Source organism: Falsirhodobacter sp. 20TX0035 (genome assembly GCF_028307215.1).
In the GTDB taxonomy this organism is placed as follows: Bacteria; Pseudomonadota; Alphaproteobacteria; order Rhodobacterales; family Rhodobacteraceae; genus Falsirhodobacter.
The window spans coordinates 1-22,268 of record NZ_JAQMHV010000021.1; the positions used below are offsets into that span (position 1 = coordinate 1).

General features: G+C 64.8%; 19 protein-coding genes. 11 read left to right on the plus strand and 8 right to left on the minus strand.

The genetic code is table 11. The features are described 5' to 3' along the window. Positions 1–397, plus strand: a 397-nt coding sequence (locus PIJ50_RS15555) for a DAK2 domain-containing protein (protein ID WP_271976477.1), incomplete at its 5' end; no start/stop codon positions are given. Positions 398–1,167: 770 nt separating this feature from the next. Here the strand turns inward: PIJ50_RS15555 and PIJ50_RS15560 are convergent. The 6 genes from PIJ50_RS15560 to PIJ50_RS15585 all read right to left on the minus strand — a co-directional run bounded on the left by PIJ50_RS15560 (position 1,168) and on the right by PIJ50_RS15585 (position 6,941). Then, positions 1,168–1,782, minus strand: coding sequence for an AbrB family transcriptional regulator (locus PIJ50_RS15560; protein WP_271976478.1), 615 nt, complete (start codon positions 1,780–1,782; stop codon positions 1,168–1,170). Beyond that, entirely contained in the window at positions 1,779–2,513 is a 735-nt protein-coding gene (locus PIJ50_RS15565) for an SDR family NAD(P)-dependent oxidoreductase (protein WP_271976479.1), read from the minus strand. The genes PIJ50_RS15560 and PIJ50_RS15565 overlap by 4 nt, the downstream gene beginning before the upstream one ends. A gap of 1 nt (position 2,514) precedes the next feature. Continuing rightward, positions 2,515–3,891, minus strand: coding sequence for an MmgE/PrpD family protein (locus tag PIJ50_RS15570; RefSeq protein WP_271976480.1), 1,377 nt, complete (start codon positions 3,889–3,891; stop codon positions 2,515–2,517). Between the two features lie 9 nt (positions 3,892–3,900). Next, on the minus strand, positions 3,901–5,406 hold the full coding sequence (locus tag PIJ50_RS15575; protein WP_271976481.1) for a tripartite tricarboxylate transporter permease: 1,506 nt from the start codon (positions 5,404–5,406) through the stop codon (positions 3,901–3,903). A 10-nt stretch (positions 5,407–5,416) separates the two neighbouring features. Then, positions 5,417–5,911 carry a tripartite tricarboxylate transporter TctB family protein gene (locus PIJ50_RS15580; RefSeq protein WP_271976482.1) on the minus strand — a complete coding sequence of 165 codons (495 nt, stop codon included), beginning with the start codon at positions 5,909–5,911 and terminating at the stop codon, positions 5,417–5,419. 73 nt (positions 5,912–5,984) lie between these two features. Continuing rightward, positions 5,985–6,941, minus strand: a complete 957-nt coding sequence (locus tag PIJ50_RS15585) for a Bug family tripartite tricarboxylate transporter substrate binding protein (protein ID WP_271976483.1) — start codon at positions 6,939–6,941, stop codon at positions 5,985–5,987. A 256-nt stretch (positions 6,942–7,197) separates the two neighbouring features. Between PIJ50_RS15585 and PIJ50_RS15590 the strand changes: the two genes are divergently transcribed. From PIJ50_RS15590 to PIJ50_RS15600, 3 genes are all read left to right on the plus strand, one after another. Continuing rightward, a complete protein-coding gene (locus PIJ50_RS15590) occupies positions 7,198–8,574 on the plus strand; it encodes an MmgE/PrpD family protein (RefSeq protein WP_271976484.1) in 1,377 nt (458 codons plus the stop codon). Between the two features lie 23 nt (positions 8,575–8,597). After that, the gene (locus PIJ50_RS15595) at positions 8,598–9,299 is read left to right on the plus strand and encodes an FCD domain-containing protein (RefSeq protein WP_271976485.1); all 702 of its coding nucleotides are present in this window, start codon (positions 8,598–8,600) and stop codon (positions 9,297–9,299) included. 298 nt (positions 9,300–9,597) lie between these two features. Next, positions 9,598–10,773: an HPP family protein gene (locus tag PIJ50_RS15600; RefSeq protein WP_271976486.1), complete on the plus strand. Its 1,176-nt coding sequence runs from the start codon at positions 9,598–9,600 to the stop codon at positions 10,771–10,773. Between the two features lie 120 nt (positions 10,774–10,893). Here the strand turns inward: PIJ50_RS15600 and PIJ50_RS15605 are convergent, their stop codons facing one another. Continuing rightward, complete coding sequence (locus PIJ50_RS15605) at positions 10,894–11,559, minus strand: GntR family transcriptional regulator (RefSeq protein WP_271976487.1); 666 nt, start codon at positions 11,557–11,559, stop codon at positions 10,894–10,896. A gap of 238 nt (positions 11,560–11,797) precedes the next feature. Between PIJ50_RS15605 and PIJ50_RS15610 the strand changes: the two genes are divergently transcribed. The 6 genes from PIJ50_RS15610 (at position 11,798) to PIJ50_RS15635 (ending at position 19,941) form a co-directional block, all read left to right on the plus strand. Then, complete coding sequence (locus PIJ50_RS15610; RefSeq protein WP_271976488.1) at positions 11,798–12,568, plus strand: gluconate 2-dehydrogenase subunit 3 family protein; 771 nt, start codon at positions 11,798–11,800, stop codon at positions 12,566–12,568. 10 nt (positions 12,569–12,578) lie between these two features. Next, the gene (locus PIJ50_RS15615; RefSeq protein ID WP_271976489.1) at positions 12,579–14,315 is read left to right on the plus strand and encodes a GMC family oxidoreductase; all 1,737 of its coding nucleotides are present in this window, start codon (positions 12,579–12,581) and stop codon (positions 14,313–14,315) included. 11 nt (positions 14,316–14,326) lie between these two features. Then, positions 14,327–15,610 carry a cytochrome c gene (locus PIJ50_RS15620; protein WP_271976490.1) on the plus strand — a complete coding sequence of 428 codons (1,284 nt, stop codon included), beginning with the start codon at positions 14,327–14,329 and terminating at the stop codon, positions 15,608–15,610. 752 nt (positions 15,611–16,362) lie between these two features. Then, positions 16,363–17,346 (plus strand): DUF1852 domain-containing protein, encoded by a 984-nt coding sequence (locus PIJ50_RS15625; protein WP_271976491.1) that lies wholly within the window; start codon positions 16,363–16,365, stop codon positions 17,344–17,346. A 28-nt stretch (positions 17,347–17,374) separates the two neighbouring features. Then, entirely contained in the window at positions 17,375–18,403 is a 1,029-nt protein-coding gene (locus PIJ50_RS15630) for a methionine synthase (RefSeq protein WP_271976492.1), read from the plus strand. Between the two features lie 602 nt (positions 18,404–19,005). Next, entirely contained in the window at positions 19,006–19,941 is a 936-nt protein-coding gene (locus PIJ50_RS15635; RefSeq protein ID WP_271976493.1) for a Hint domain-containing protein, read from the plus strand. Positions 19,942–19,954: 13 nt separating this feature from the next. Here PIJ50_RS15635 and PIJ50_RS15640 read toward each other — a convergent pair whose 3' ends face one another. Further along, positions 19,955–21,115 (minus strand): ROK family transcriptional regulator, encoded by a 1,161-nt coding sequence (locus PIJ50_RS15640; RefSeq protein WP_271976494.1) that lies wholly within the window; start codon positions 21,113–21,115, stop codon positions 19,955–19,957. A 117-nt stretch (positions 21,116–21,232) separates the two neighbouring features. Here PIJ50_RS15640 and PIJ50_RS15645 point away from each other — a divergent pair, with 117 nt between their 5' ends. Then, positions 21,233–22,252: a sugar ABC transporter substrate-binding protein gene (locus tag PIJ50_RS15645; RefSeq protein WP_271976495.1), complete on the plus strand. Its 1,020-nt coding sequence runs from the start codon at positions 21,233–21,235 to the stop codon at positions 22,250–22,252. The last annotated feature ends 16 nt before the right edge of the window (positions 22,253–22,268 follow it).

The following is a 22,268-nucleotide window of genomic DNA, read 5'->3' on the forward strand; positions in this document are numbered from 1 at the left end:
AATTGCCCGTGCCCATCATGGCCTCCTTGCCTCAAAGTTAGCGAAGAAGGCGTCCACGAAACATGGGGCTATTCAGAAAGAGCGGACCGAGTTCGAGCCGAGCGAGATCGGCGGCCTTCTTGCCACCGCCCGCAATGCCATGATCGCCAGAGGGAAGGCTGCCTTGGGCGAAAAGACGGTTCTGGACGGATTGCAAGCGCAAGTCGACGCACTTGACGCGTGCCGAAACGAAGACAATCTGCTGGACGCCGCCATCCGTGCAGCTGCAAACACCGTCGAGACGTTTCAGCCGCTCCCGAACCGTGCGGGCCGAGCCAGAATATTTGCCGAGAAATCTGTCGGTTTGCCAGATCCGGGCCAGCTTGCGCTCGTCACAATGACGGAGGGCTTGCGCTAGGTCGGATTAAGATGTGAAGAGCGCGCTTGAGGGCTGGACAGTCTGAAACCGTAGAGTTGCCGTGACGCGCACGCATCGCTGCTGCTCTGTGGTCGAGTGGCCGCGTCCCAGGAATAATATCTATCAATGGCACCACGATCGATGATCCGGAGGATAGTCGCGCCTCCGCTTTGCTCTGGCACGAATGACAACCCCCCGCTTCGTTATTCGCCTGCCATCCGGCTAGCGATTTGAACACAGGCTCAGGTGGCGCTTCGCATCAGCCTCCACGGAGAAATCCGGTTTCCCCCTCGCCAGGAGGCAGGTCCCTCCGATTCATCGCTCCGGCCCGGTGTCTCAGATCACCGTCCGGTTGCAGGGCTGGCTTTGCCACTGGCAGAGCAGGAAGGAGTGCACCGATATGTCGAGCTGGATCAGAACACGTGTTGAAGATCAGGGTACGGCCTATCACAGGCAAATCTTCTTAACAGGAAAGGCAAATCCGCCTTCGTGTTGGGAATTTGGCCTACTGTTTTCGCGCAGTTTTTCCCGTCATTGAAGGCAGGACTATCTGACGCCTGCCATTTATGATAAGCGGCAGATAGATCTGCCCTTCAGTCAGATGGCCTGCCTTTCGACCGGATCATCCTCCTCAACCATTGGGTTAAATGAGCTTGGCATAAGCGTTGAGCTGACTGCCCTTACCTGCGCTGGTCGTCGGATCCAGCGGATGCAATCGCACGTCCTCAGCGGCACCAGCGCTCGTCACGCATGACCCTACATAAGGCGGATTATCGGACCCCACCAGCCTCCTGCGCGAGTGAGCTTTTTTCTCCGAACAAAGCAGATGTTATAGTCAATCTCGCGCCAAGGCAGACGACAAGGGCGACAGGCGACCCGCCGGCGGCAGGTGCAGTCCCCGCGACGCCGTTTGTACCCAAGACCATGGGTACGAAGATCACAATGAGGGCGACCCGGACAGAATGACTGAGCGCCACGATATCGGGCCGCGCACGACACTCCTCCGCGAGGCTCGACATCTCGGCAAGGCCGGCGGCCAGGACGGCCAGCAACGCTGTAAGCCTGCTGACCCGTGCGAAGATGGGGGCCGCCAGAAAAGCTGCTCCATTGGCAATCAGCGCGGCCAACAGCATCAAAGGCAGGACACCGAGCATCTCCGACAGTATCTTTAGCGTAAGGATCGCCGCGCTCCCGGTGCCGAGCAGGAGCTGCGCCGCGCGGCGCTGAAACCTGCCCCCTGGCGCAGGACCCGCCATGTTGACCCAAAGCGCAGCACCGGTAAGTGCGCCGAGGATCCACGGGAGCGGGATGTCCAGATGGCGGAACACGACGCCCCCCAGCGTGGCGATGACAAGCGACCCTGCGACTTTGCCGAGGGCGTTCACGGCAGATAAGCCCCTCCATTGACGTGCATCACCTGCCCGGTAACATAGCGGCTGGCCGGATCGCAAAGCCACACGACGGCGGCCGCCACCTCCTCTACCCGACCGCTTCGCCCTATAAGTGTATGCCGCGCTCCGTGATGGGCAGGCGCAGCGCCGCTCCTCGCCGTCTCGATCAGGCCGGGGGCCACGCAGTTCACGGTGATCCCCCGGGGTGAGAGTTCATGCGCAAGGGCCTTCGTCAGCCCGGCGAGCCCGGCCTTGGCGGTGATCACATGCGCACGACCGGCGGCACCGGTATGACCGGTAAGCCCGCCGATGTTCACGATCGCGGCCATCGGGCTTTCCTCCAGCCATGGCTGCGCCGCCTGCGCCAGCAGGAACGGCGCGTCCAGCGCGATCGCCATCACCCGCCGCCAGTCAGCATAGGCAAGATCGGCCAGTTCCGCCTCCGGTCGAATGGCGGCGTTGCTGATCAGGATGTCAAGCCGCCCCCGGAAGGCCGCGGCCTCCGCCACCAGCCGACCGGGCACGGCTGGATCGGCAAGGTCGCCTTCGACCACCCGTGCGGCCCGCCCCTTCGCACGCACGGCATCGGCCGTAACCTCACCCGCTGCCCGGTCCCGGCCGACATGAACGATAATGTCGCTGCCCGCATCGGCCAGCGCCAGTGCGATGGCCCGTCCGATGTTGCGCGATGCACCGGTGACCAGCGCAACTCGTTCCTCGGTCATGTCATGCCTCCCCAAGGCCTGTGATAAGATCTGCCCCGCCCTGCCCCGCGCCGATACGATGGCACAGAGCGAGGAGCGCCTCACCGGACTCCGACCCACCAAAGGCCGTGTTCGCAAGGAACTTCCCGTCGATCTCGGTGCGGGTCAGTGGCTCCGCGGCACCGCCGCGCATATGGTCCCGCTCAACTTCCTCCAGGCGCCCGTCTCGGTATTCGATCCGCACGTGGCCGGTGAAGGCCGCAGGATATGGGTTTTCCGGATCAATCTCAAAGCCGACCTTCTGCGCCAGCGCGCAGAGTTCAGGATCGGCAATCGTTTCATTAGTGAAGTCATTCAGTCCCGCACGACCACGCTGCAGCCCAAGCGCGACTCCAAATGGGACCGAAAACTTCGCGGCGTAGGAGCTGGGCGGCCGTCGCTTGATGTCCAGCGGCTCCCACAGGCGGTGCACGATCCCCTCAGCGGTCTTGCAGGTGATGGAACGGATACCCTCCAGCTCCACCCCGCGCCGACGCAGTGCCACGGCGCAATCGATATAGGGCTGCACCATTGTGCCGCAGGGATAGGGCTTGAAGGTGATATTGTCGGACACGAACTCTTTCCCCAGCCCGAGGAACAACCGGTGGGTCCGGGGCTCGATCGACGGCGCAAAGGCGCTGAAGGCGCCATGGGTCCCTTCAAACACCGCGCGCGGCCCAATAAAGCCGCCCCGCGCCAAGGCATGAGCGCGAAGCGCCGATTGGGCCGACCATCCCGGATGCATCCGTTTCGTCCAGCTTCCGTCGCCCAGGTATTCGATGATCCCCGAGGCCATGCTGCCCGCAATGCCAAGGGCATTCGCCGTCACCTCCTCGCTCTCGCGCATCGCCACGCAGATGCCGAAGGTCGCGGCGAAGGTGCCCAGAACCGCAGTTGGATGGAACCCCGCCTTATGCACACCCTTCGGAAGGGTCAGCGCCAGTCGACAGAGAAGCTCCGTTCCCGCGACGATGCCGGTCATGGTCCGGTCGGACGGAAGATCGAAGGTTTCGGCTGCGGCCAGAAGCGCCGGCACGATGACGACACCGGAATGGACAGGCCCCCCTTCGAACGTATCGTCGAAATCCTCGCCATGGGCGGCGGTGCCGTTGGCCAAGGCAGCCCCCGAGGCTGAAGCCGTGGCTTTCCGTCCGATCACGGTGTGTCGCCCCGGCTCTATCGCGCGGAAGGTGGCGGCCACGTAGTCGGTGTGCCGCGCCGCGACGCAAAGGCCGACGATGTCGACAAGGATATCACGGGCCTTGGCACGGGTGGATTCGGGCAGGTCCCGAAATTCCAACCCTTGGCCCCAGGCGGCGAGCCGCTGCGAGATGGTGGGTTCGCCTTGATGATCACGCATGGCCATTCCTCAGACAGGGACGCGGTCGGAGCGCCGGCCCCGGATGAAGTTCAGCGTGCGCGCCGCAAAGCTGCCAAGGATGAACAGCGCCGCAAGCCCCAGCAGGACGATCGAGATCCAGTCCCCCACGAAGATCGAATAGTCGTCCCCCGAAAGCACCAGCGCCCGGCGGAAGTTGCTTTCGATCAGATAGCCGAGCACCAGCCCCAGAACCGTCGGCAGGAAGGGAAAGCGCAGGACCCGCATCAGGAACCCGGCCGCACCCGCGATCAGCAGCATCCCCACATCGGTCAGCCCCTCGTGAATCGTGTAGACCCCGGACATGACCAGCGCGAGGATGAAGGCGTTCAGATAGGCGCGCGGCCGGTTCACCATCCAGACGCAGACCGGCAGGATCAGGATGCCGAGGATCACCATCGCGATGATCGAGATGAAAAGCCCGGCATAAAGACTGTGCACCACGTCGGCCGAGCGCTGGAACAGCATCGGCCCCGGCTGCAGCCCATGGATGAGGAACCCGCCCAGCAGGATCGCAGTGGAGTTGGAACCGGGGATCCCGAAGGACAAAAGCGGCACGATGGCGGTTTCGGCCACGGTGTTATTGGCCGTTTCGGGCGCGGCAATCCCTTCGGGGGAGCCGTGGCCGAACTCGTCCTTGTGCGCGGACCAACGTCGGGCCTCGTTATAGGCCATGAAGGAGGCGATAGTACCGCCAGCCCCGGGCATCACCCCTTCGAATGCGCCCACGGCGCTGCCGATGGCCTGCGGCTTCACGAGCCTGCGGGCCAGCTTGCGGTCCGGGAACTCGATCCGCGGGCGGGAGCGGGCGCGGTCCTGATCGTCCCGCGTCAGGGCCGCCTGCGCCAGAAGCTCGCTCAGCGCGAAAAGGCCCACCATGACCAGCACGGGCTCGATCCCGTTCAGAAGGTCCGAATTGCCAAAAGTGAAACGGTTGGCACCGGACACGGGATCGGTCCCCACCGTGGCGATCATAAGGCCGAACAGGGCCGCGATCAGCCCTTTTGCCATGGAGTCCCCGGCAAGTGTGGCAATGACGGACAGCCCGAGAACCCCGAGCGCGAAATAAGCCGGCGGCGTGAACGAGAGCGCCACCTTGGCCAGCGGCCCCGACAGCGCCATCAGCAGCACGAGTCCGACCATCGATCCGATGAAGCCTGAATAAAGCGAGATACCAAGCGCGAGGCCCGCCTTGCCCTGCTTGTTCATGGCATAGCCGTCCACCACTGTGGCCGCCGCAGAGTTCGTGCCCGGCGTGTTGATGAGGATGGCCGGGACCGAGCCGCCGTATTCCGCCCCCACATAGGTGGACGCCAGCATGACGATCGCCGAGGAGGGATCCATGACGTAGGTGAAGGGCAGCAGCAGCGCCATGGTGATCGAGGGGGAGATGCCCGGCAACGCGCCGCCCATGATCCCCCAGGCCGTTCCGGCAATTGCGGCCAGGATCAGCGACCAGTCGCCCAGATAAGGTATGGTGGCAAGAAGGGTGTCCATCACGGTTTCCTCAGGAAAGCAGGGTGGAAAGGAAGCCCTCGGGCATGTCGACACCCAGAAGCTTCACGAAGATGAGCCAGAGCATCGTTGCTCCCAGAAGCGCGATGACGGGAACGCGCCATGTCCGGGCTGCCCCCATGTAGAGGATCACGCCGCCGATCAGCAGCACGAGCGAAAGCGGGTATCCCAGATGCGGCAGCAGCAGCAGATAAAGAGTGGCGATCAGCAGCAGGCCCGCCGCTCGCAGGATGCTTCTCCCCTCGCCGGCCCACTCCTCCTGGGCAAGGGTGGCACGCGCCTCGCCATCAAGACGCCAGACGGCGACGGTGGATTTGCCCAGAACCAGCGCCCCGAGGAAGATCGTCAGCCAGCCATAGACCAGCGGCAGCCCCCGGGGGCCGAAGCTGTCGGCCAGGGAGCTCACGCGGATCTGGTGGGCGTAGTACAGATAGACAGCACCGATGACGATGGTCACGGCGCCACCGACCATGTTTCGGGTGATCATGACGACTCCTCGGAACGGGCCCCACCGGGCAGAAAGATTGTGGCAGAAGGCGCTCCCCCGCCGACGCGGACGATCACTGGATGACGCCGGTTTCGATCAGGAAGCTGCGCGTGTCCGCTGCGAACCCGTCGATGAACTGGCTGTACTCCTCGTCGTCCAGGAATGCGGGCTGAAGACTGTCCGGCTCGTAGATCGCCTTGAACTCGGGATCCTCCAGGACCCTGGGGATCGCGGCCTCCCAGGCGGCGACCACTTCGGGCGGCAAGCCTTTCGGCGCAGCGATCCCGCGGAACTTGCGCACCGCGACGTCATAGCCCGCCTCTCTTACGGTCGGCAGATCGTCATAGCCCGGGATGCGGTCCGCCGTCAGGGCTGCAAGCAGCCGGATCTCGCCGGCCTCGAGCTGGCCCTTGAGCTCCTGTATTTCGCCCACGCCCATGTCCAAGGTGCCGTTCAGCACGTTGATCATCATGTCGCCGCCTCCGTCATGGCTCACGACCGCGGCGTTCACGCCCGAGACGGATTTCAGCATCTCCAGCGACTGCCGTTCCAGCGAGGCGGGGTTTGCCGCGCCCCACTGGCCACGCCCTTCCCGAGCCTTTGTCATCACATCCTCCAGCGACTGGAAGGGGCCGGTCGCGGCAGTATAGAGCACCTCGGGGTCGAAGAAGACATTCACGAGCGGATCGAGGGAGTCGTAGCCGAACTCCGGCTCCGACAGCAGTGTGGTGTAGATGAAGGTCGGCGTCGTGCCGTAGAAGACCGATCCGTCGGGGCGGGAATTGGCGACCCGCGCTACGGCGGTGGCCCCGGAGCCGCCGGAGATGTTCTCGACCACGACATTCGCGCCAAGAGCGGGCCCAAGGAAGCGCGACAGGTCCCGCAGGAAGATGTCGCCGCCCGCGCCCGGGCTTGAATGGGTCACGAGCGTGATCGTCTTCACCGGATAATCCTGTGCCCCGGCCACCGTCACGAATGGACAAAGGGCCGCCAGCGTCAGGCCTGCGGCCACTAGAGTTCTGCGTGTCATTCGATACCTCCCTTTCGCCGCTTCCCGCCCTCCCGACGCCTCGCGGCCTGAGACACATGAAAGGCGCCAGCATTCAAAGTGTCAACAGTTTTTGTTTCACGAGAAGAAATCCGAGTATATTAGCCGCCTTTTTCAGTGAAGGTGTAAAACTTGGCCACAAAAATGCTTGATCAGCCCTTAAGGTTGTTATTACTGTCTACACTTGTAGAAAGAAGACGGCCATCCGGTACGAAGTCAGCATCAGAAAGGACACGGAATGAATCTGCAGGCACATGAACCCTCCGCGACTCAGCAGGATGTCACGGGTACGCTTTCGCGCTGGATCGTCGGGCTGCGTGGCGACGACATTCCCGCCGAAGTGCGTCGGGAGGGTCTGCGCACCTTCGTGAACTGGGCGGGCTGTGCCGTTGGCGGGGCTGATCATGAAACGGTTGACCGGGCCATCGCCGCGATCACGCCATTTTCAGGCGCTGCGACGTCGGGCGTGCTTGGCCGGGCCGAGCGGTTCGACGCGCTCCATGCGGCTCTCCTCAACGGCATCACCTCGCATGTGCTCGACTATGACGACACCCACCTGAAGACGATCATCCACCCTGCCGGCCCCGTGGCCTCTGCGTTGGTCGCATTGGCGGAGCAGCGGACGATCTCGGGCCAGGATCTGCTGACGGCGATGATCATCGGGATCGAGGTGGAGTGCCGGATCGGCAACTGCGTCTATCCCGCGCATTACGACCGCGGCTGGCACATCACGGGAACCGCCGGCGTCTTCGGGGCGGCGGCCGCGGTGGGCTGGATCCTTGGCCTGGATGAGACGAAGATGGCGTGGGCGCTTGGTCTTGCGGCAACGCAGGCTTCGAACCTGAGGGAGATGTTCGGGACGATGACCAAAAGCTTCCATCCCGGGCGGGCCGCGCAGAACGGCATGTTCTCGTCCTTCCTGGCAGAAGCGGGCTTTGACAGTTCCACCCGCGGGATCGAGGCGCCGCGCGGTTTTGCCCGGGTGCTGTCCGACAAGCAGGACTATGCCGAGATCACGGACGGCCTCGGCACCCGGTGGGAGGCGGCGCTGAACAGCTACAAGCCCTTCGCCTGCGGGATCGTCATCCACCCCACGATCGACGGCTGCCTCCAGATCCGCAAGGAGATCGGCGAAAGGGTGAACGACATCACGGCGGTTGCCCTGAAGGCGCACCCGCTGGTTCTGGAACTGACAGGCAAGAAGACGCCGCGCACCGGCCTGGAGGGCAAGTTCTCGGTCTACCACGCGGCCGCGACCGCCCTGCTGCGCGGCGACGGCGCGCCGACCGCCTTCACGGACGAGGTCGTGGCGGATCCCGGGATCATCGCACTGCGCGACCGTGTCACGGCCGTTGCGGATCTCGGCTGCCACGAGGCGTCAGTCGATATAGATGTGTCCTTCACGGATGGGACCCGCCTTTCCCATCATGTGGAACGCGCCCTCGGCAGCCGAGAGGTTCCGCTGACAGATGAACAGATCGGCACCAAGTTCCGCACGCAGGCGGCCCTTGTGATCGGAGAGAAGGCGGCGGATCGTTTCCTTCAGGATTGCTGGCGGCTTGAACACATGACAGATGCGGCGGAGATGGCTCGCAGCGGCGTGCGCGGCGCCTGACACCGCGCGAAGGAGAAGCGGGCTTGCACGACGAACGGACCATGCCGGAAGATGACGGGGGCGGCGAACCTCAAGCGGATCGTACCGCGGTGGAAGATTCGCTTGCCTCCCATCTTGAACGGCAACTCGAGCATCTGGTGCTGAGCGGAGAGCTCGCACCGGGTGAGCGGCTGAACGAGATCCATCTTGCCGCCCGCTTCGGCACAAGCCGCGGCCCTTTGCGCGAAGCGCTGCGGATGCTTCACGCAAAGGGGTTCGTGACCACCGTCCGCAACCGCGGCATGTATGTTCGCGCGATCGGTCGCGAGGAGGCGTTGGAGATCTACGATGTGCGGGCGGCCATCTTCGGCCTCGCCGGCCGCATCCTCACCGACAAGGTGACGGATGACCTTCTGGAACATCTCTATCTTGCTCTCGGAGAGATGGACACGCTTGCCGCCGCACGCGACTTTGACGCCTATTATCGCGCCAATCTCGGCTTCCATGAGTTCCTGCTCACCTCCACGGGGAACAGCAGCCTTGTCGCTCAGTATCATTCGCTGGTCGACAAGCTGCACCTCTGCCGCGCTCGCAGCTTGGTTCAGGCGGGAGGGCTGTCCGTCTCCAATCGTGAACATCGAGAGATGGTCGAGTCCTTGGCTTCGGGTGACAAGTTCCGCGCGCAGGAAGCGTTCTTCCGGCACGTGGAAAGGGCGAAGATGCGCTTCGGATCGACAGCTGGATGAGTTGTCTTGAAGGTGCAGCAGAAGTCACTTGTTCAGAATCCCCAATGCGTTCGTACGGCATGATTGATCGTCCCTGACAGGCCGGACGTTTGGACCGTCGCGTGAAGGCACTCTGGCGTCGGCCCGGCGGGCCATCGCCCTGATAACAAAACGGTTTGAATTGATCGGTACGGACTCCACGATCTGCAGCGCGTCATGCACGCTGGCGAAGTCTTGTCATGTCCGCCTTCTTCTTCGCGCCGACATATGGTTGAAGAGCCTGCCGATCCTGTTCGTCAGCATTCACGGAAAGACACGCATGCTTCAGATTCTGCGCTCGCTTGGTCCTGCCGTTGCCCAGGTTCCAGCGACCGAAGCGCTCCGCGCGGGGGCCGGAGCGTTGATCGCCCTCGGGCTGACCGGATTGTTTCTTTTGTCGCCGGGCGTGAACCTCGATCTGGGCCTGTATCTTGTCGCGCCCTTCGGAGCGAGTTCCGTGCTGTTGTTCGCGGTTCCGAACAGCCCCCTTGCGCAGCCTTGGTCCGCCATCGTCGGCAACACCGTCGCCGCCGTGGTGGGGGTCGCCGTCTGCATGGTGGTCGCCGATCCCGCATTCCGGATCGCCCTGGCCGTCGCGCTTGCCATCACGGCGACCATCCTGTGCCGCGCCGTGCATCCTCCTGCCGGAGCCGTGGCCATGACGGCGGCGATGAGCCCGGAGCAGATCGAGCATCTCGGCTTCTGGTTCGCCCTGACACCGATCGCTGCGGGAACCGCGATCTTGGTCGTGCTTGCCACGATCTACGCAAGGCTGACCGGGCGGCGCTATCCCTTCCGGCAGTTCACCGATCCGGGCACGCACAGGACCAGTGACCGAAATCCCTCTGAACGTCTCGGGCTGTCGAAAGGGGAGCTGACGGACATCCTCGAACGCTACAGCCAGTCGTTCAACCTTGGCGTGGAGGACCTGGCCCGTCTGATCGGCGCGGCCGAACTTCAGGCCGCAACACATACCATAAGCCCCATGAGGGCGGATGATATCATGTCCCGCGATCTGATCACTGTGAACCCGGATACGGAACTGGGAGAGGTGGCCGACCTGTTCCGGCGGCACAGGTTCACTTCCATTCCCGTGGTCGGGCCGGATTCGAGGTTCCTAGGGATCATCTTCCAGATGCACCTGATCACACGGGCGAGAGAGGACGCCCTTCGGCTGGATCGCGGGTTCCGTGCGGCGTTCCGACGCCTTCTGGACCCCGCGCGTGGAACCCCTGTCCGGGCGGGCGACATCATGACCGTGGTCGGGCCACGTGCCACGGTCGACACGCCCATCGGCGCCTTGCTTCCCATGATGGCCGAGGGTGACGTCGATGCCGTTCCCGTTGTGAACTACGCACGCCTTGCCGGGATCGTCACCCGGACGGATCTTGTCGCGGCGCTGGCGCGACATGCCATCCGGCCGCAGGCAGACGCGGTTCCTGCCGCTCCAGGTTGAAGGTTAAAGACGGACCCGTTCCTCGACCCCTTCATGGCCACACCGGAACGATATATAAGGACCGATCCTGTCAGGGCACGCCGCGAAGAAGCTCTCAGCCCGCATCTCGACCAACTTGTCTCAACGAAAGAACGATGGATTGACCTCCCGCAGCGGCCCCACGGTGTTTGCCGAGCGGGTCAGGTGATGGCGCACCGCCTGCGCGACGCCCGCCGGATCGCCGGCCACCAGCGCGGCATGGATCGCGCGGTGGTCTTCAAGGATGCGGCTCGTGTTGTCGCGCGCCGCCAGGTTCATGCGGCGGATGCGGTTGATGTGGCCGCTGCGGGCCTGCGTCATCCGCCACAACTCCTCCATCCCGACGCAGAGATATTGCAGAAGGTGGAACTCGGTATCCAGCGCATCGAACGCGTCACGGTCATCGGGGCCGAGCAGTTGGGCCTGCCGTTCCAGAACCGCGGCCATGGCGTCCAGCGTGGGACCGGCATCCGCGCTCAGGACCAGTTGCGCGACCTCCATGTCAAGAGCGCGGCGCAGGATGTGGGCGCGGTGCGCGGCTTCCAGATCGATCAGGGACACGGTGGTCCGCGACTGGGGGCGGATCTCCACCAGCCCCTCCCCCTCCAGCCGGATCAGCGCGTCGCGAAGGGGGGTGGAGCTCAGGCCGAACCGCTCCTGCAACGCCGGACGGGACAGGACCTGCCCCGGCACCAGCACAAGCCCCGTGATCTCGGCTCGAAGCGTATCAACGACCTGTTCGACCTTTCCGTCCCGCTTGTCGTTCATGTTCCGACGCCACCCTTTCAAGTTGTCGGAGGTGTTGCCAAGGGGTTGCGCCCTCCGCAACGACCATCACCGCCGATCACGCCGACGTGATCAACTGATGCATCAGTATGTCCATTTAACCTATTCTCGACTCCGCGCCTGCGACGTATGGACACAGGTATGAACACACCGACCGCGCCACGGGCCCGCCTACGCCGTCGGGCGCGCGTCGGATGACCCACCCGAGGCGGCAGGACACATGACCCAAACCCCATCCACCCCCCCGCAGCAGGGGCTTCGGCGGCGCGAGCTGCTGATCGGTTCCGCCATCGCCATGACGGCGGCGACGCTTGGCATCCCCTTCGGACGCCTGACCGCGGCCGAGGCTGCGGCCGCCGGCGCGCCGGATCTGGCAAGCTACACCCCCACCTTCTTCGACGCCGAAGAGATGCGGGCCCTGTCCGCGATCTGCGACACGCTGATCCCGGCGGACGAGGATGGCCCGGGCGCGCTGGCCACCAACGTGCCCGTCTTCATCGACCTGCAGATGGACACCAGCTATGGCCGGGGCGAGGACTGGTACATGGAAGGCCCGCACGACCCGAACGCGGGCGACGCCTTCGGCTACCAGCTGCCCTATGACCTGCGCACGCTGTATCGCAAGGGTCTGGCCGCGACGGACGCCTGGTCGCGCGATCAGCACGGGGCGGGCTTTGCCGATCTCTCGGGCGAACAGCGCGTCGAGGCCCTGAACGCCCTGTCGAAGGGCGAGGTCGATTTCGCCGCCTATGGCGAGCCGATGCTGGACGGAGAGACCTTCTTCGACTTCCTTCTGCAGAACACCAGGGAAGGCTACCTCGCCGACCCGATCTATGGCGGCAACAAGGGCATGGCCGCCTGGGTGATGATCGGCTTCCCCGGCGCGCGCGCAAGCTTCCTTGAATGGGTGACCCGCCACAACATTCCCTATCCGCTGGGTCCGGTCGACCTTGGGGGCAACTTCGCCCCGCTGCCCAACGTCAAAGCCTGAGGACACGTCGATGAACATCACCAACGAACCCGTCGACGCGGTCGTCGTCGGCCTTGGCTGGACCGGGGCCATCATGGCGATCGAACTGGCCAAGGCCGGCCTGCGCGTGCGCGCGCTGGAACGCGGCCCCGACCGTCCGAACGCCGAATTCGCCTATCCGAAACCGGCGGACGAACTGGCCTATGCCCATCGTCACAAGATCATGCAGTCGCCCAGGCAAGCGGGCTTCACCGTCCGCCGCACGCGGGACGAAACGGCGCAGCCGATGCGCGTGCTGGGCAAGTTCCGGCTGGGCGACGGCGTCGGCGGTTCGGGCCTGCACTGGACGGCCGTGCAGATCCGCCCCACGCCCACGGACCTGAAGCTCAAGACCTTTGTGGACGAACACTACGCCCCCGGCGCGCTGGACGAGGAACTGCAGATCCAGAACTATCCCGTCTCGTGGGACGAGATCGAGCCGCACATGGACTTCTTCGACCGTGTGACCGGCACTTCGGGCGAAGATGGCAAGGACCCGTTCGAAGGCCCGCGCACCAGCCCCTACCCGCTGCCCGCGCTGAAGGACACGCTCAACTGCGCCATGTTCCGCGGACAGGCCGAGAAGATGGGCTACCACCCCTTCTCCAACCCCTCGGCGGCCGTCAGCCAGGCCTACACCAACCCCTACGGCCAGCAGATCGCGCCCTGCAACTATTGCGGCTACTGCTCGTTCTACGCCTGCCTGAACTATTCCAAGGCCTCGCCGCAGACGACGATCCTCGACACGCTGAACCGGATGCCGAACTACGACTACCTGACGGGCGCGAACGTCACCAAGGTGGAACTGCATCCCGACGGCAAGACGGCCCGCGGCGTCACCTATGTCGACAATGACGGCAACGAGGTGTTCCAGCCCGCCGACATCGTGATCCTCGCGTCGTTCTCGCTGAACAACGTGCGGCTGATGCTGAACTCCAAGATCGGGCAGCAATACGATCCGCTGACGGGCGAAGGCACGGTGGGGCGCAACTACGCCTACCAGCTCGGCTCCGGCTACACGATGTTCTTCAAGGACAAGGAGTTCAACCCCTTCGTGGCCGCCGGCCCGACGGGCGTGATGTTCAACGATTTCGGGCCGGGCAACTTCGACAGCTCGCAGCTCGGCTTCGTGGGCGGGGCGAAGGTCCATTCGAGCCAGGCCACCGGCAACCCGATCAGCATGGCGATGATGCCGGGCAGCCCGAAATGGGGCCCGGGCTTCAACAAGGCGCTGAAGGACAGCTACGGCCATTCGATGGCAGTGAAGATGACGATCTCCAACGTCTCCACCCGCGGGAACTACCTGGATCTGGATCCGACCTACAAGGATCCCTACGGCATGCCGATGCTGCGGATGACCTACGACTACCCGCAGAACGACCTGCGTCTGGCCGAATTCCTGAACGGCAAGGTGAAGGAGATCGTGGACGCGCTGGGCCCCGACATGGTGGTGGACGGCACGCTGACGACGAAAAGCCGGATGAACTACACCGCGGGCTACTCCTCCACCCACAACGTGGGCGGGGCGGTCATGGGGGACGATCCGCGCACTTCGGCCGTGAACCGGTATCTGCAAAGCTGGGACGTGCACAACGTGTTCGTGCCGTCCGGATCGGCCTTCCCGCAGAACTTCCAGGCCAACCCCACGGCCCTGATCGGCGCGCTGTCCTACTGGTGCGCGCAGGCGATCAAGGACCGCTACCTGCAGAACCCCGGGCCCCTGGTGTAAGGAGAGGCGACATGAAACGCATCATCATCGCCCTCGGGCTCATGACCACGGCGGCGCAGGCGCAGGACGCCGACCTGATCGCGCGCGGCGAATACCTTGCGCGCGCGGGCGACTGCGTCGCTTGCCACACGGTGGAAGGCGGGGCGAAATTCGCCGGCGGCTATTCCATCATCAGCAACATGGGCACGATCTGGTCCACCAACATCACGCCCGACAAGGAGCACGGGATCGGCAACTACTCGCTGGAGGACTTCACGAAGGCCGTCCGGCAGGGCGTGACACCCGATGGCACGCATCTTTATCCCGCCATGCCCTACCCGTCCTATGCCAAGGTCACGGACGAGGACATGGCCGCGATGTACGCCTATTTCATGCAGGGGGTGGAACCTGTGGCGACCGATGCGCCGGAAACGGCGCTGGGCTTCCCGTTCAACATGCGCTTTGGCATGATGTTCTGGAACCTCGCCTTCCGGCCGTCGGACGTGTTCACGCCGAACCCCGACCTGACCGAGGAGCAGAACCGCGGCGCCTATCTGGTCGAGGGTCTGGGCCATTGCGGCGCCTGCCACACGCCGCGCGGGATCGGAATGCAGGAAAAAGGGCTGGACGCCGGTTCCGACACCTTCCTTGCGGGGTCGGAGCTGAACGGCTGGCCAGTGCCGGGTCTGCGCGCGGGCGGCGAAGGCCTGCATGGCGTGCAGGCGTGGACGGAACAGGACATCGCCGATTATCTGGGCATGGGCCGCAACCGCTTCGCCGCCACCGGAGGCGAGATGAAGGCCGTGATCCAGCACTCGATGAACTACATGACGGATGACGACCTTCACGCCATCGCTGCCTATCTGAAGACGATGCCGGGCGAGGCGGCACCGTCAAAGCCGCTGGACGACACCGCGCGAGTGCTGACGGAGGCCACGGACCTGACGGAGGGGCAGCGCCTTTACCTCGACAACTGCAACGCCTGCCACTTCGTGGACGGCACCGGCGGCCCCAAGGTCTTCCCGCAGCTGGACGGCGCATCGGTCGTGACGGGCGACAGCCCCGACGGCCTGATCCACACCATTCTGGCCGGGGCGGCCACGCCCTCGACCGAACGCGCGCCGTCGATCATGCCAATGCCGGGCTTCGCCGACCGCCTGTCGGACGATCAGGTGGCCGAGATCGCGACCTTCGTGCGCGGCGCCTGGACCAACGACGCAGCGCCCGTGTCCGCTGCGGATGTGGCCACGGTGCGCAAGGCGGCGCAGGCCGAGGCACACGCCAAGGCGCCCGAAGCGGCCGCCGCCCAGCACTGACCCTCGCTCCCGCCCCTTCCTGGGGCGGGAGCTTTTGCACATGGGCGAGGTCCCACGTCCCATTATGCGATCCCACCCCCTTCGCGACGCATCACGGGCGTGCGTCAGATCTGTCCCGGTGGCTGGGCCCTGAGGCTTACGAAGCCGCCACGATCCACCCCGGAGGTGCCCGTCAGGCTCAATGCACGCCCGCCCTGGGTTTGAGAACGGTCCCGTCCGACCGCCGCCCGCACGGAAACCCAGATGCAGAACTGGCTTGCGCTGGACCTACAGAACGCACGGACGTTTGCGCAGAAAAGGGCGCGCGGGTGCGAGGATCACATGCTTTGGCCATTCGCAATGGACCTCATGCCCTTCCCGCAAAACCCCCGGCCATCCTCATAATCAACATGAAAATTTCCACGACCCGCATGCGTTGACTTGCGCGCCGTCCCGGCCGATTTTGCGGCCAGATCAAGGTGCCGGGGGAAGCTTCGGACAAAAGGAATCCCGCGAGGCCACCGCGCCATCCGGAACTGCAACTGGAGGCGGAAGGCCTGCCCACACGGCCACTGGCGCAAACGTCGCGCGGAGGCGAGGCAGAGGCCCGCAGGCCGGGACACCCGCCTTCGATCAATCACCTGTTCCGGTCGCGGTGGGCGCGTCGGACGCGGCCTTGGGCCAAGGTAACCGTCCCGCCCTGCGGCATCCGTCGCGGGGAGTTGTTCGATTTCACGGCTTGTCCCCTCAGGCCACGCAGAAGGCATGTCAGGATGAGAGACGATCTCGCATATTCCATCAAGACCATCCGGTTCGACGAGGATTACAGCCCCTCGGACAGCACGCGCGCCACGACGAACTTCGCCAACCTGGCCCGGGGCGAACGGCGCCGGGACAACCTGCGCGCCGCCTTCCAGATGATCGACAACCGCTTCAACGCGCTGGCGCATTGGGACAACCCCAGCGCCGACCGCTATTCGGTGGAGCTTGAGATCATCTCGGCCGAGATGAGCATCGGCGACGCCGGCCGGACCGAGGCCTTCCCGCTGATCGAGATTCTGAAGCCCACCATCCTTGACCGGAAGACCGGCCAGCGCATGGACGGTATCCCCGGAAACAACTTCTCCTCTTACGTGCGGGATTACGACTTCAGCGTGGTGCTGCCCCAGCACAACCAAGGCCGCCCCCAGTTCAGCGCGCCCGAGGATTTCGGCGACCTGCACGGAAACCTCTTCAAGTGCTTCCTGAACTCGGCCGCCTATCGGCAGCACTTCCGCAAGCCGCCCGTCATCTGCCTGAGCGTGTCGAGCAGCCGGACCTACCACCGGACGGAAAACCGGCATCCCGTGCTGGGGGTCGAGTATCGTCAGGACGAGTTCTCCTCCACCGACCGGTATTTCGGGAAGATGGGCCTGCAGGTCCGCTATTTCATGCCGCCGAACAGCGTCGCACCCCTGGCCTTCTACTTCACCGGCGATTTGCTGAACGACTATTCGAACCTGGAGCTCATCGGCACGATCAGCACCATGGAAACCTTCCAGCGGATCTACCGCCCCGAGATCTACAACGCCAACTCCCCGGCCGGCGCGTGCTACCGCCCCAGCCTGAAGCATGCGGATTACTCGCTGACCCAGGTCGTCTATGACCGGGAGGAGCGCAGCCGTCTGGCCGTGGAACAGGGGAAGTTCGCCGCGGAGAAGTTCATCGAACCCTACCGGGACATTCTTCAGCAATGGTCCGCCCGATACGCCGCCTGATCCAATACGAATGCAAGGTCCCATTCCCATGACGAAACTTCTGCCCACCGCGACCGCGGGAAGCCTTCCGAAACCCTCCTGGCTCGCCCAGCCCGAAACCCTGTGGTCGCCGTGGAAGCTGGAGGGGGAGGAACTGACTGAAGGCAAGCAGGACGCCCTGCGCGTCGTGCTGAACGACCAGCAGCAGGCGGGCATCGACATCGTCAGCGATGGCGAGCAGACGCGCCAGCACTTCGTCACCACGTTCATCGAACATCTGGACGGCGTGGACTTCCAGAAGCGGGAAACCGTCCGCATCCGCGACCGCTACGACGCCAGCGTCCCCAGCGTCGTGGGCCCCGTGTCCCGCCAGAAGCCGGTCTTCGTGGAGGATGCGAAGTTCCTGCGCGCGCAGACCCACCGGCCCATCAAATGGGCCCTGCCCGGCCCCATGACGATGATCGACACCCTGTATGACGGCCATTACAAAAGCCGCGAAAAGCTGGCCTGGGAATTCGCCAAGATCCTGAACCAGGAGGCGCGGGAGCTGGAAGCGGCGGGCGTCGACATCATCCAGTTCGACGAACCGGCCTTCAACGTCTTCTTCGACGAGGTGAACGACTGGGGCATCGCAACCTTGGAAAAGGCGGCCGAGGGGCTGCGCTGCGAAACGGCCGTGCACATCTGCTATGGCTACGGCATCAAGGCCAATACCGACTGGAAGAAGACGCTGGGCGAGGAATGGCGCCAATACGAGCAGGTCTTCCCCAAGCTGCAGAAATCCTCGATCGACATGATCTCCTTGGAATGCCAGCACTCGCGCGTGCCGATGGATCTGATCGAGCTTCTGCGCGGCAAGAAGGTGATGGTCGGGGCGATCGACGTGGCCACCGAAACGGTGGAGACGCCCGAGGAGGTCGCCGACATCCTGCGCAAGGCGCTGCAGTTCGTGGACGCCGACAAGCTGTATCCCTGCACCAACTGCGGCATGGCCCCCCTGCCCCGCCACGTGGCCCAAGGCAAGCTGCGGGCGCTGAGCGCGGGCGCCGACATCGTCCGGCGCGAGCTTTCGGCCTGACGGATTCGCACCAGATTACAGGGGCCGCGTCCAACGCGAAATGTTGGAGCGGCCCTTCATGGTGAAGTTAAGACAACATCGCCCTTGGCATGGCACAGCGGTCGCCGGGAATCTGCCGCTCCCTTAGAAGCCGCGCGGGGCAAGACGTTCGTGACACGGCTCGCGGACGTGGCCTGCAATCCGCAGAGCCATGGCGTCCACGCTTCAGCGGTGTCCTGTCCGTCAGGCACCGCTAAAGCCCGTTTGGCCCGGTCCTCCGTTCATCCGGACCTCGTCTTCGGATGGCAGCGGCAGGCAGATATGGCCGTATTTCCATCCATCTCTCCGGTGGTCAGAATGGGGCGGGCGGGACAGTGACATACGCTTGGTCGGATCGCAGAACGGGCCTACAACCCACCGAAGCGCGGTCCACGAACGTTCAAGGGTGGCGGACGCGATGAGGAGCAGACGCCACGCGCCACCGGGACATGTGACGGAAAGACCCGAACCGCGTTAAGTTCCGGGAAGCCATAATGCGAAATATCGTCGTTCCGCCCTGCGGGTTAACTCCGCCGTAGCTGCCCTGCGACCAGCGTTCCCCCGAGATTTTGGCGGGGGCGTTCATGACCACATTCACCATTCGCGGCGATCAGCTGGTCGTTGATCCGTCCGTCAGCACGGACGCCGCGCAGGGAACCGCCACGGTGCAGTGGGGGCGCCAGGTCTGGTCAAAGGACCACATCATCGAGATCACCGCCGTCAACACCTCCGGGGCCGAGTTGACGGGCTCCAGCGGCATCACGGCGATGAGGGTCTATGACGCCTCCGAAACGCTGGTGGCGGAATACCTGCCCATGAACCCGGGCCAGTCGGCAAGCCTCAGCGGCGACGCGTCCAGCCTCGGGGATGGGTATGCGCGCATCAACACCTCGGTGATGCAGCCGTCGCCCGGATCGCCTTGGATCGGCCCGATCATGATCACGAATGGCGACCGCTCCTTCTCCTCCCTGCCGACGACGTTCCACACGGGCAGCGGCGCCTACGACATCACCCCCGCTGGCACGCAGGCGGCCGCCCCGCCACCCTGCTTTGGCCCGGACGTCATCATCCACGTCGCGAACCGCGGGGCGATCCCCGTCAGGGCGCTGCAGGCGGGCGACAGCATCCTCACCTCCGACGGCCCGCAAGAGGTGCTGTGGACCGGACAGCGCCACTGCGCCTGCGCGACAAAGCGCGAATGGCCGATCGAGATCGAGGGCGAGTTGTTCTCACCGCTCCACCGGATCTTCTGGAAGGGAAAATGGGCCAAGGCCAAGCACCTTGCCGAGGCGGGGCGGGCCGTCGTGCGCGGTGACCTGGGCGCCATCGACTACCATCACGTGCTTCTGCCCGAACATGCGGTGGTCCTGACGGCTCGCAATCGGGTGGAAAGCCTGCTGCTCACCCCCTATTCACTGGATCTTTGGGGGCAGGCGCCCTTGTTGCGGAAGCATGATGGCCGGTCTGCGACGCTGGCGCATGACGAATGGCGACGTGCCCAGATCCTGCGGGGCGTGTGATCGCCCCGGACGCTCACCTTTCGGAATAGAGCACGCGGTGATCCACGAAATACCGCGCAAAGAACGGCAGGCTGGCCGAGCCGACCTCGCGCGCCGTGCGGCCGACGGTGCCTTCGACCACACGGATCGGCGTCAGCCCCCTCTGGTCCAGCCGGGACAGCGCGGCGGCGGTGGCCGCGACCAGCCGCGCGCGGATCTCGGGCGTGAAGCTTCCATCGATCACCGCCGCCTCGAAATCATAGACGGCCATGGCGGCAAGCGTCGCGCGCGCCAGCCCTTCGGCCGAGCGGTCGATCCAGGCGTCCAGCAGCGGGCCAAGCGACGTCCAGACCGAGGATTCGTGCCACAGGTCGACGTGACGCACCCCCGCCTCGCGCGCCGCCCGTTCCAGAAGATGGATGGAAGAGACGTCGATCAGTTGCCGCACGCCCCCCTTCCCATCCGCCACGGGAAGGGAGCCGAGCGCCCCGGCATTGTCCATCCGTCCGGGGATCAGCCGACCGTCCATCACGATCCCCCCGCCCACGAAGGCCCCCACGAAGAAATAAACGAAGTCCGAGGGCGCGTCCTTGCCAAAGGCCTGTTCCGCCCCGCAGGCCGCCGTCACGTCATTGGCGATGAACAGCGGCAGCCCCGTCGCGCGCGCCAGATCGTCCGTGATGCCGTCGCTGCGCCAGTCCTTGTCCGCCCCCCAGGCCCAAAGGTCGTTCGGCTGCGCCACGCCCAGCCCGGCGATCCGCGCTCGCTCCTCGGCCGACAAGAGGTTGCACAGATCGCGCGCGGCGCCGGTGGCAAACTCCAGCACCTCAGCCCGGAAGGGCTGCGGATAGAAGATGGCACGGCGGTCCAGCACGCCGCCCGTGAAGTCCATCAGCACCATTTCCGACGTGCGCCGCCCGATCTTCAGCCCCAGCGAAAATGCCCCCCGCGGGTTCAACGACATCGGGACCGACGGCTGGCCCACGCGCCCTTTGCGCGGATCGCCGGCCAGCACCAGCCCCTCCGCCACCAGCCCGCGCATGAGGACCGAGGCCGTTTGCGCCGACAGCCCGGACAACCGGGCGATGTCGGCCTTGGCCAGCTTCCCGTGCCTGCGGATCAGCGACAGCACGACGCGTTCGTTGTGGACACGGACGCCCGTCTGATTGGAACCCTTGATGGTGGCCTTTGTCATCTGCGACCCTTTTTCCGATATATAAACTGGAATGATTTATGATTGACAAGCCCATTTGCGATGGCGTTACCTAAGGGTGCAGGCCCGGGGAGGGGCCGATCCTTGGGAGGGGACCGCATGAAGTATCCGCTGATCGCATTGGGCGCGACGGCGCTGGTGGCGCTGTCGTCGCCGGTCATGGCGCAGGACGCTACGACCGTGTGCCTGATCACCAAGACTGACACCAACCCATTCTTCGTGAAGATGAAGGAAGGGGCCGCCGCGCGGGCGAAGGAACTGGGCCTGAACCTGCAATCCTATGCCGGCCGCGTCGACGGCGATCATGAGGCGCAGGTCCAGGCGGTGGAAAGCTGCATCGCGGCGGGCGCCAAGGGCATCCTGATCACGCCCTCGAACACCCAAGCCATCGTGCCGGTGCTGAAACAGGCGCAGGATGCGGGCATGATCGTGATCGCGCTCGACACGCCCTTGGAGCCGGTCGAGGCGGCCAATGCCACCTTCGCCACCGACAACTTCCGCGCGGGCGTGCTGATCGGTGAATGGGCGAAGGCGAAGATGGGCGAGGATGCGGCGGATGCGAAGATCGCCTTCCTCGATCTGACGCCGTCCAACCCCTCGGTCGCCGTGCTGCGCGATCAGGGCTTCATGCAGGGCTTCGGCATTGACGTGAAGGACGTGAACGTCGTGGGGGACGAGGAGGACGACCGGATCGTCGGCCATGACGTGACCAACGGCAACGAGGAAGGCGGCCGTCAGGCGATGGAGAACCTGTTGCAGCAGGACCCATCGATCAACCTCGTCTACACCATCAACGAACCGGCCGCCGCGGGGGCCTACGAGGCGCTGCGCGCCGTGGGCATGGAAGGCAACGTGACGATCGTGTCCGTCGACGGCGGCTGCCCCGGCGTCCAGAACGTCGAGGAAGGGATCATCGGCGCGACCTCCATGCAGTATCCGCTGAAGATGGCGGCGCTGGGCGTCGACGCGGTGGCCGAATTCGCGAAATCCGGCGCGGTGCCGAAGGCGTCCGAAGGCCTGACCTTCACGGACACGGGCGTCGATCTGGTGACGGACGCGCCGGTGGACGGCGTCGCCTCCATGACCTCCGCCGACGCCAAGGCGCAGTGCTGGGGCTGACGCCGCCAAGGGGATC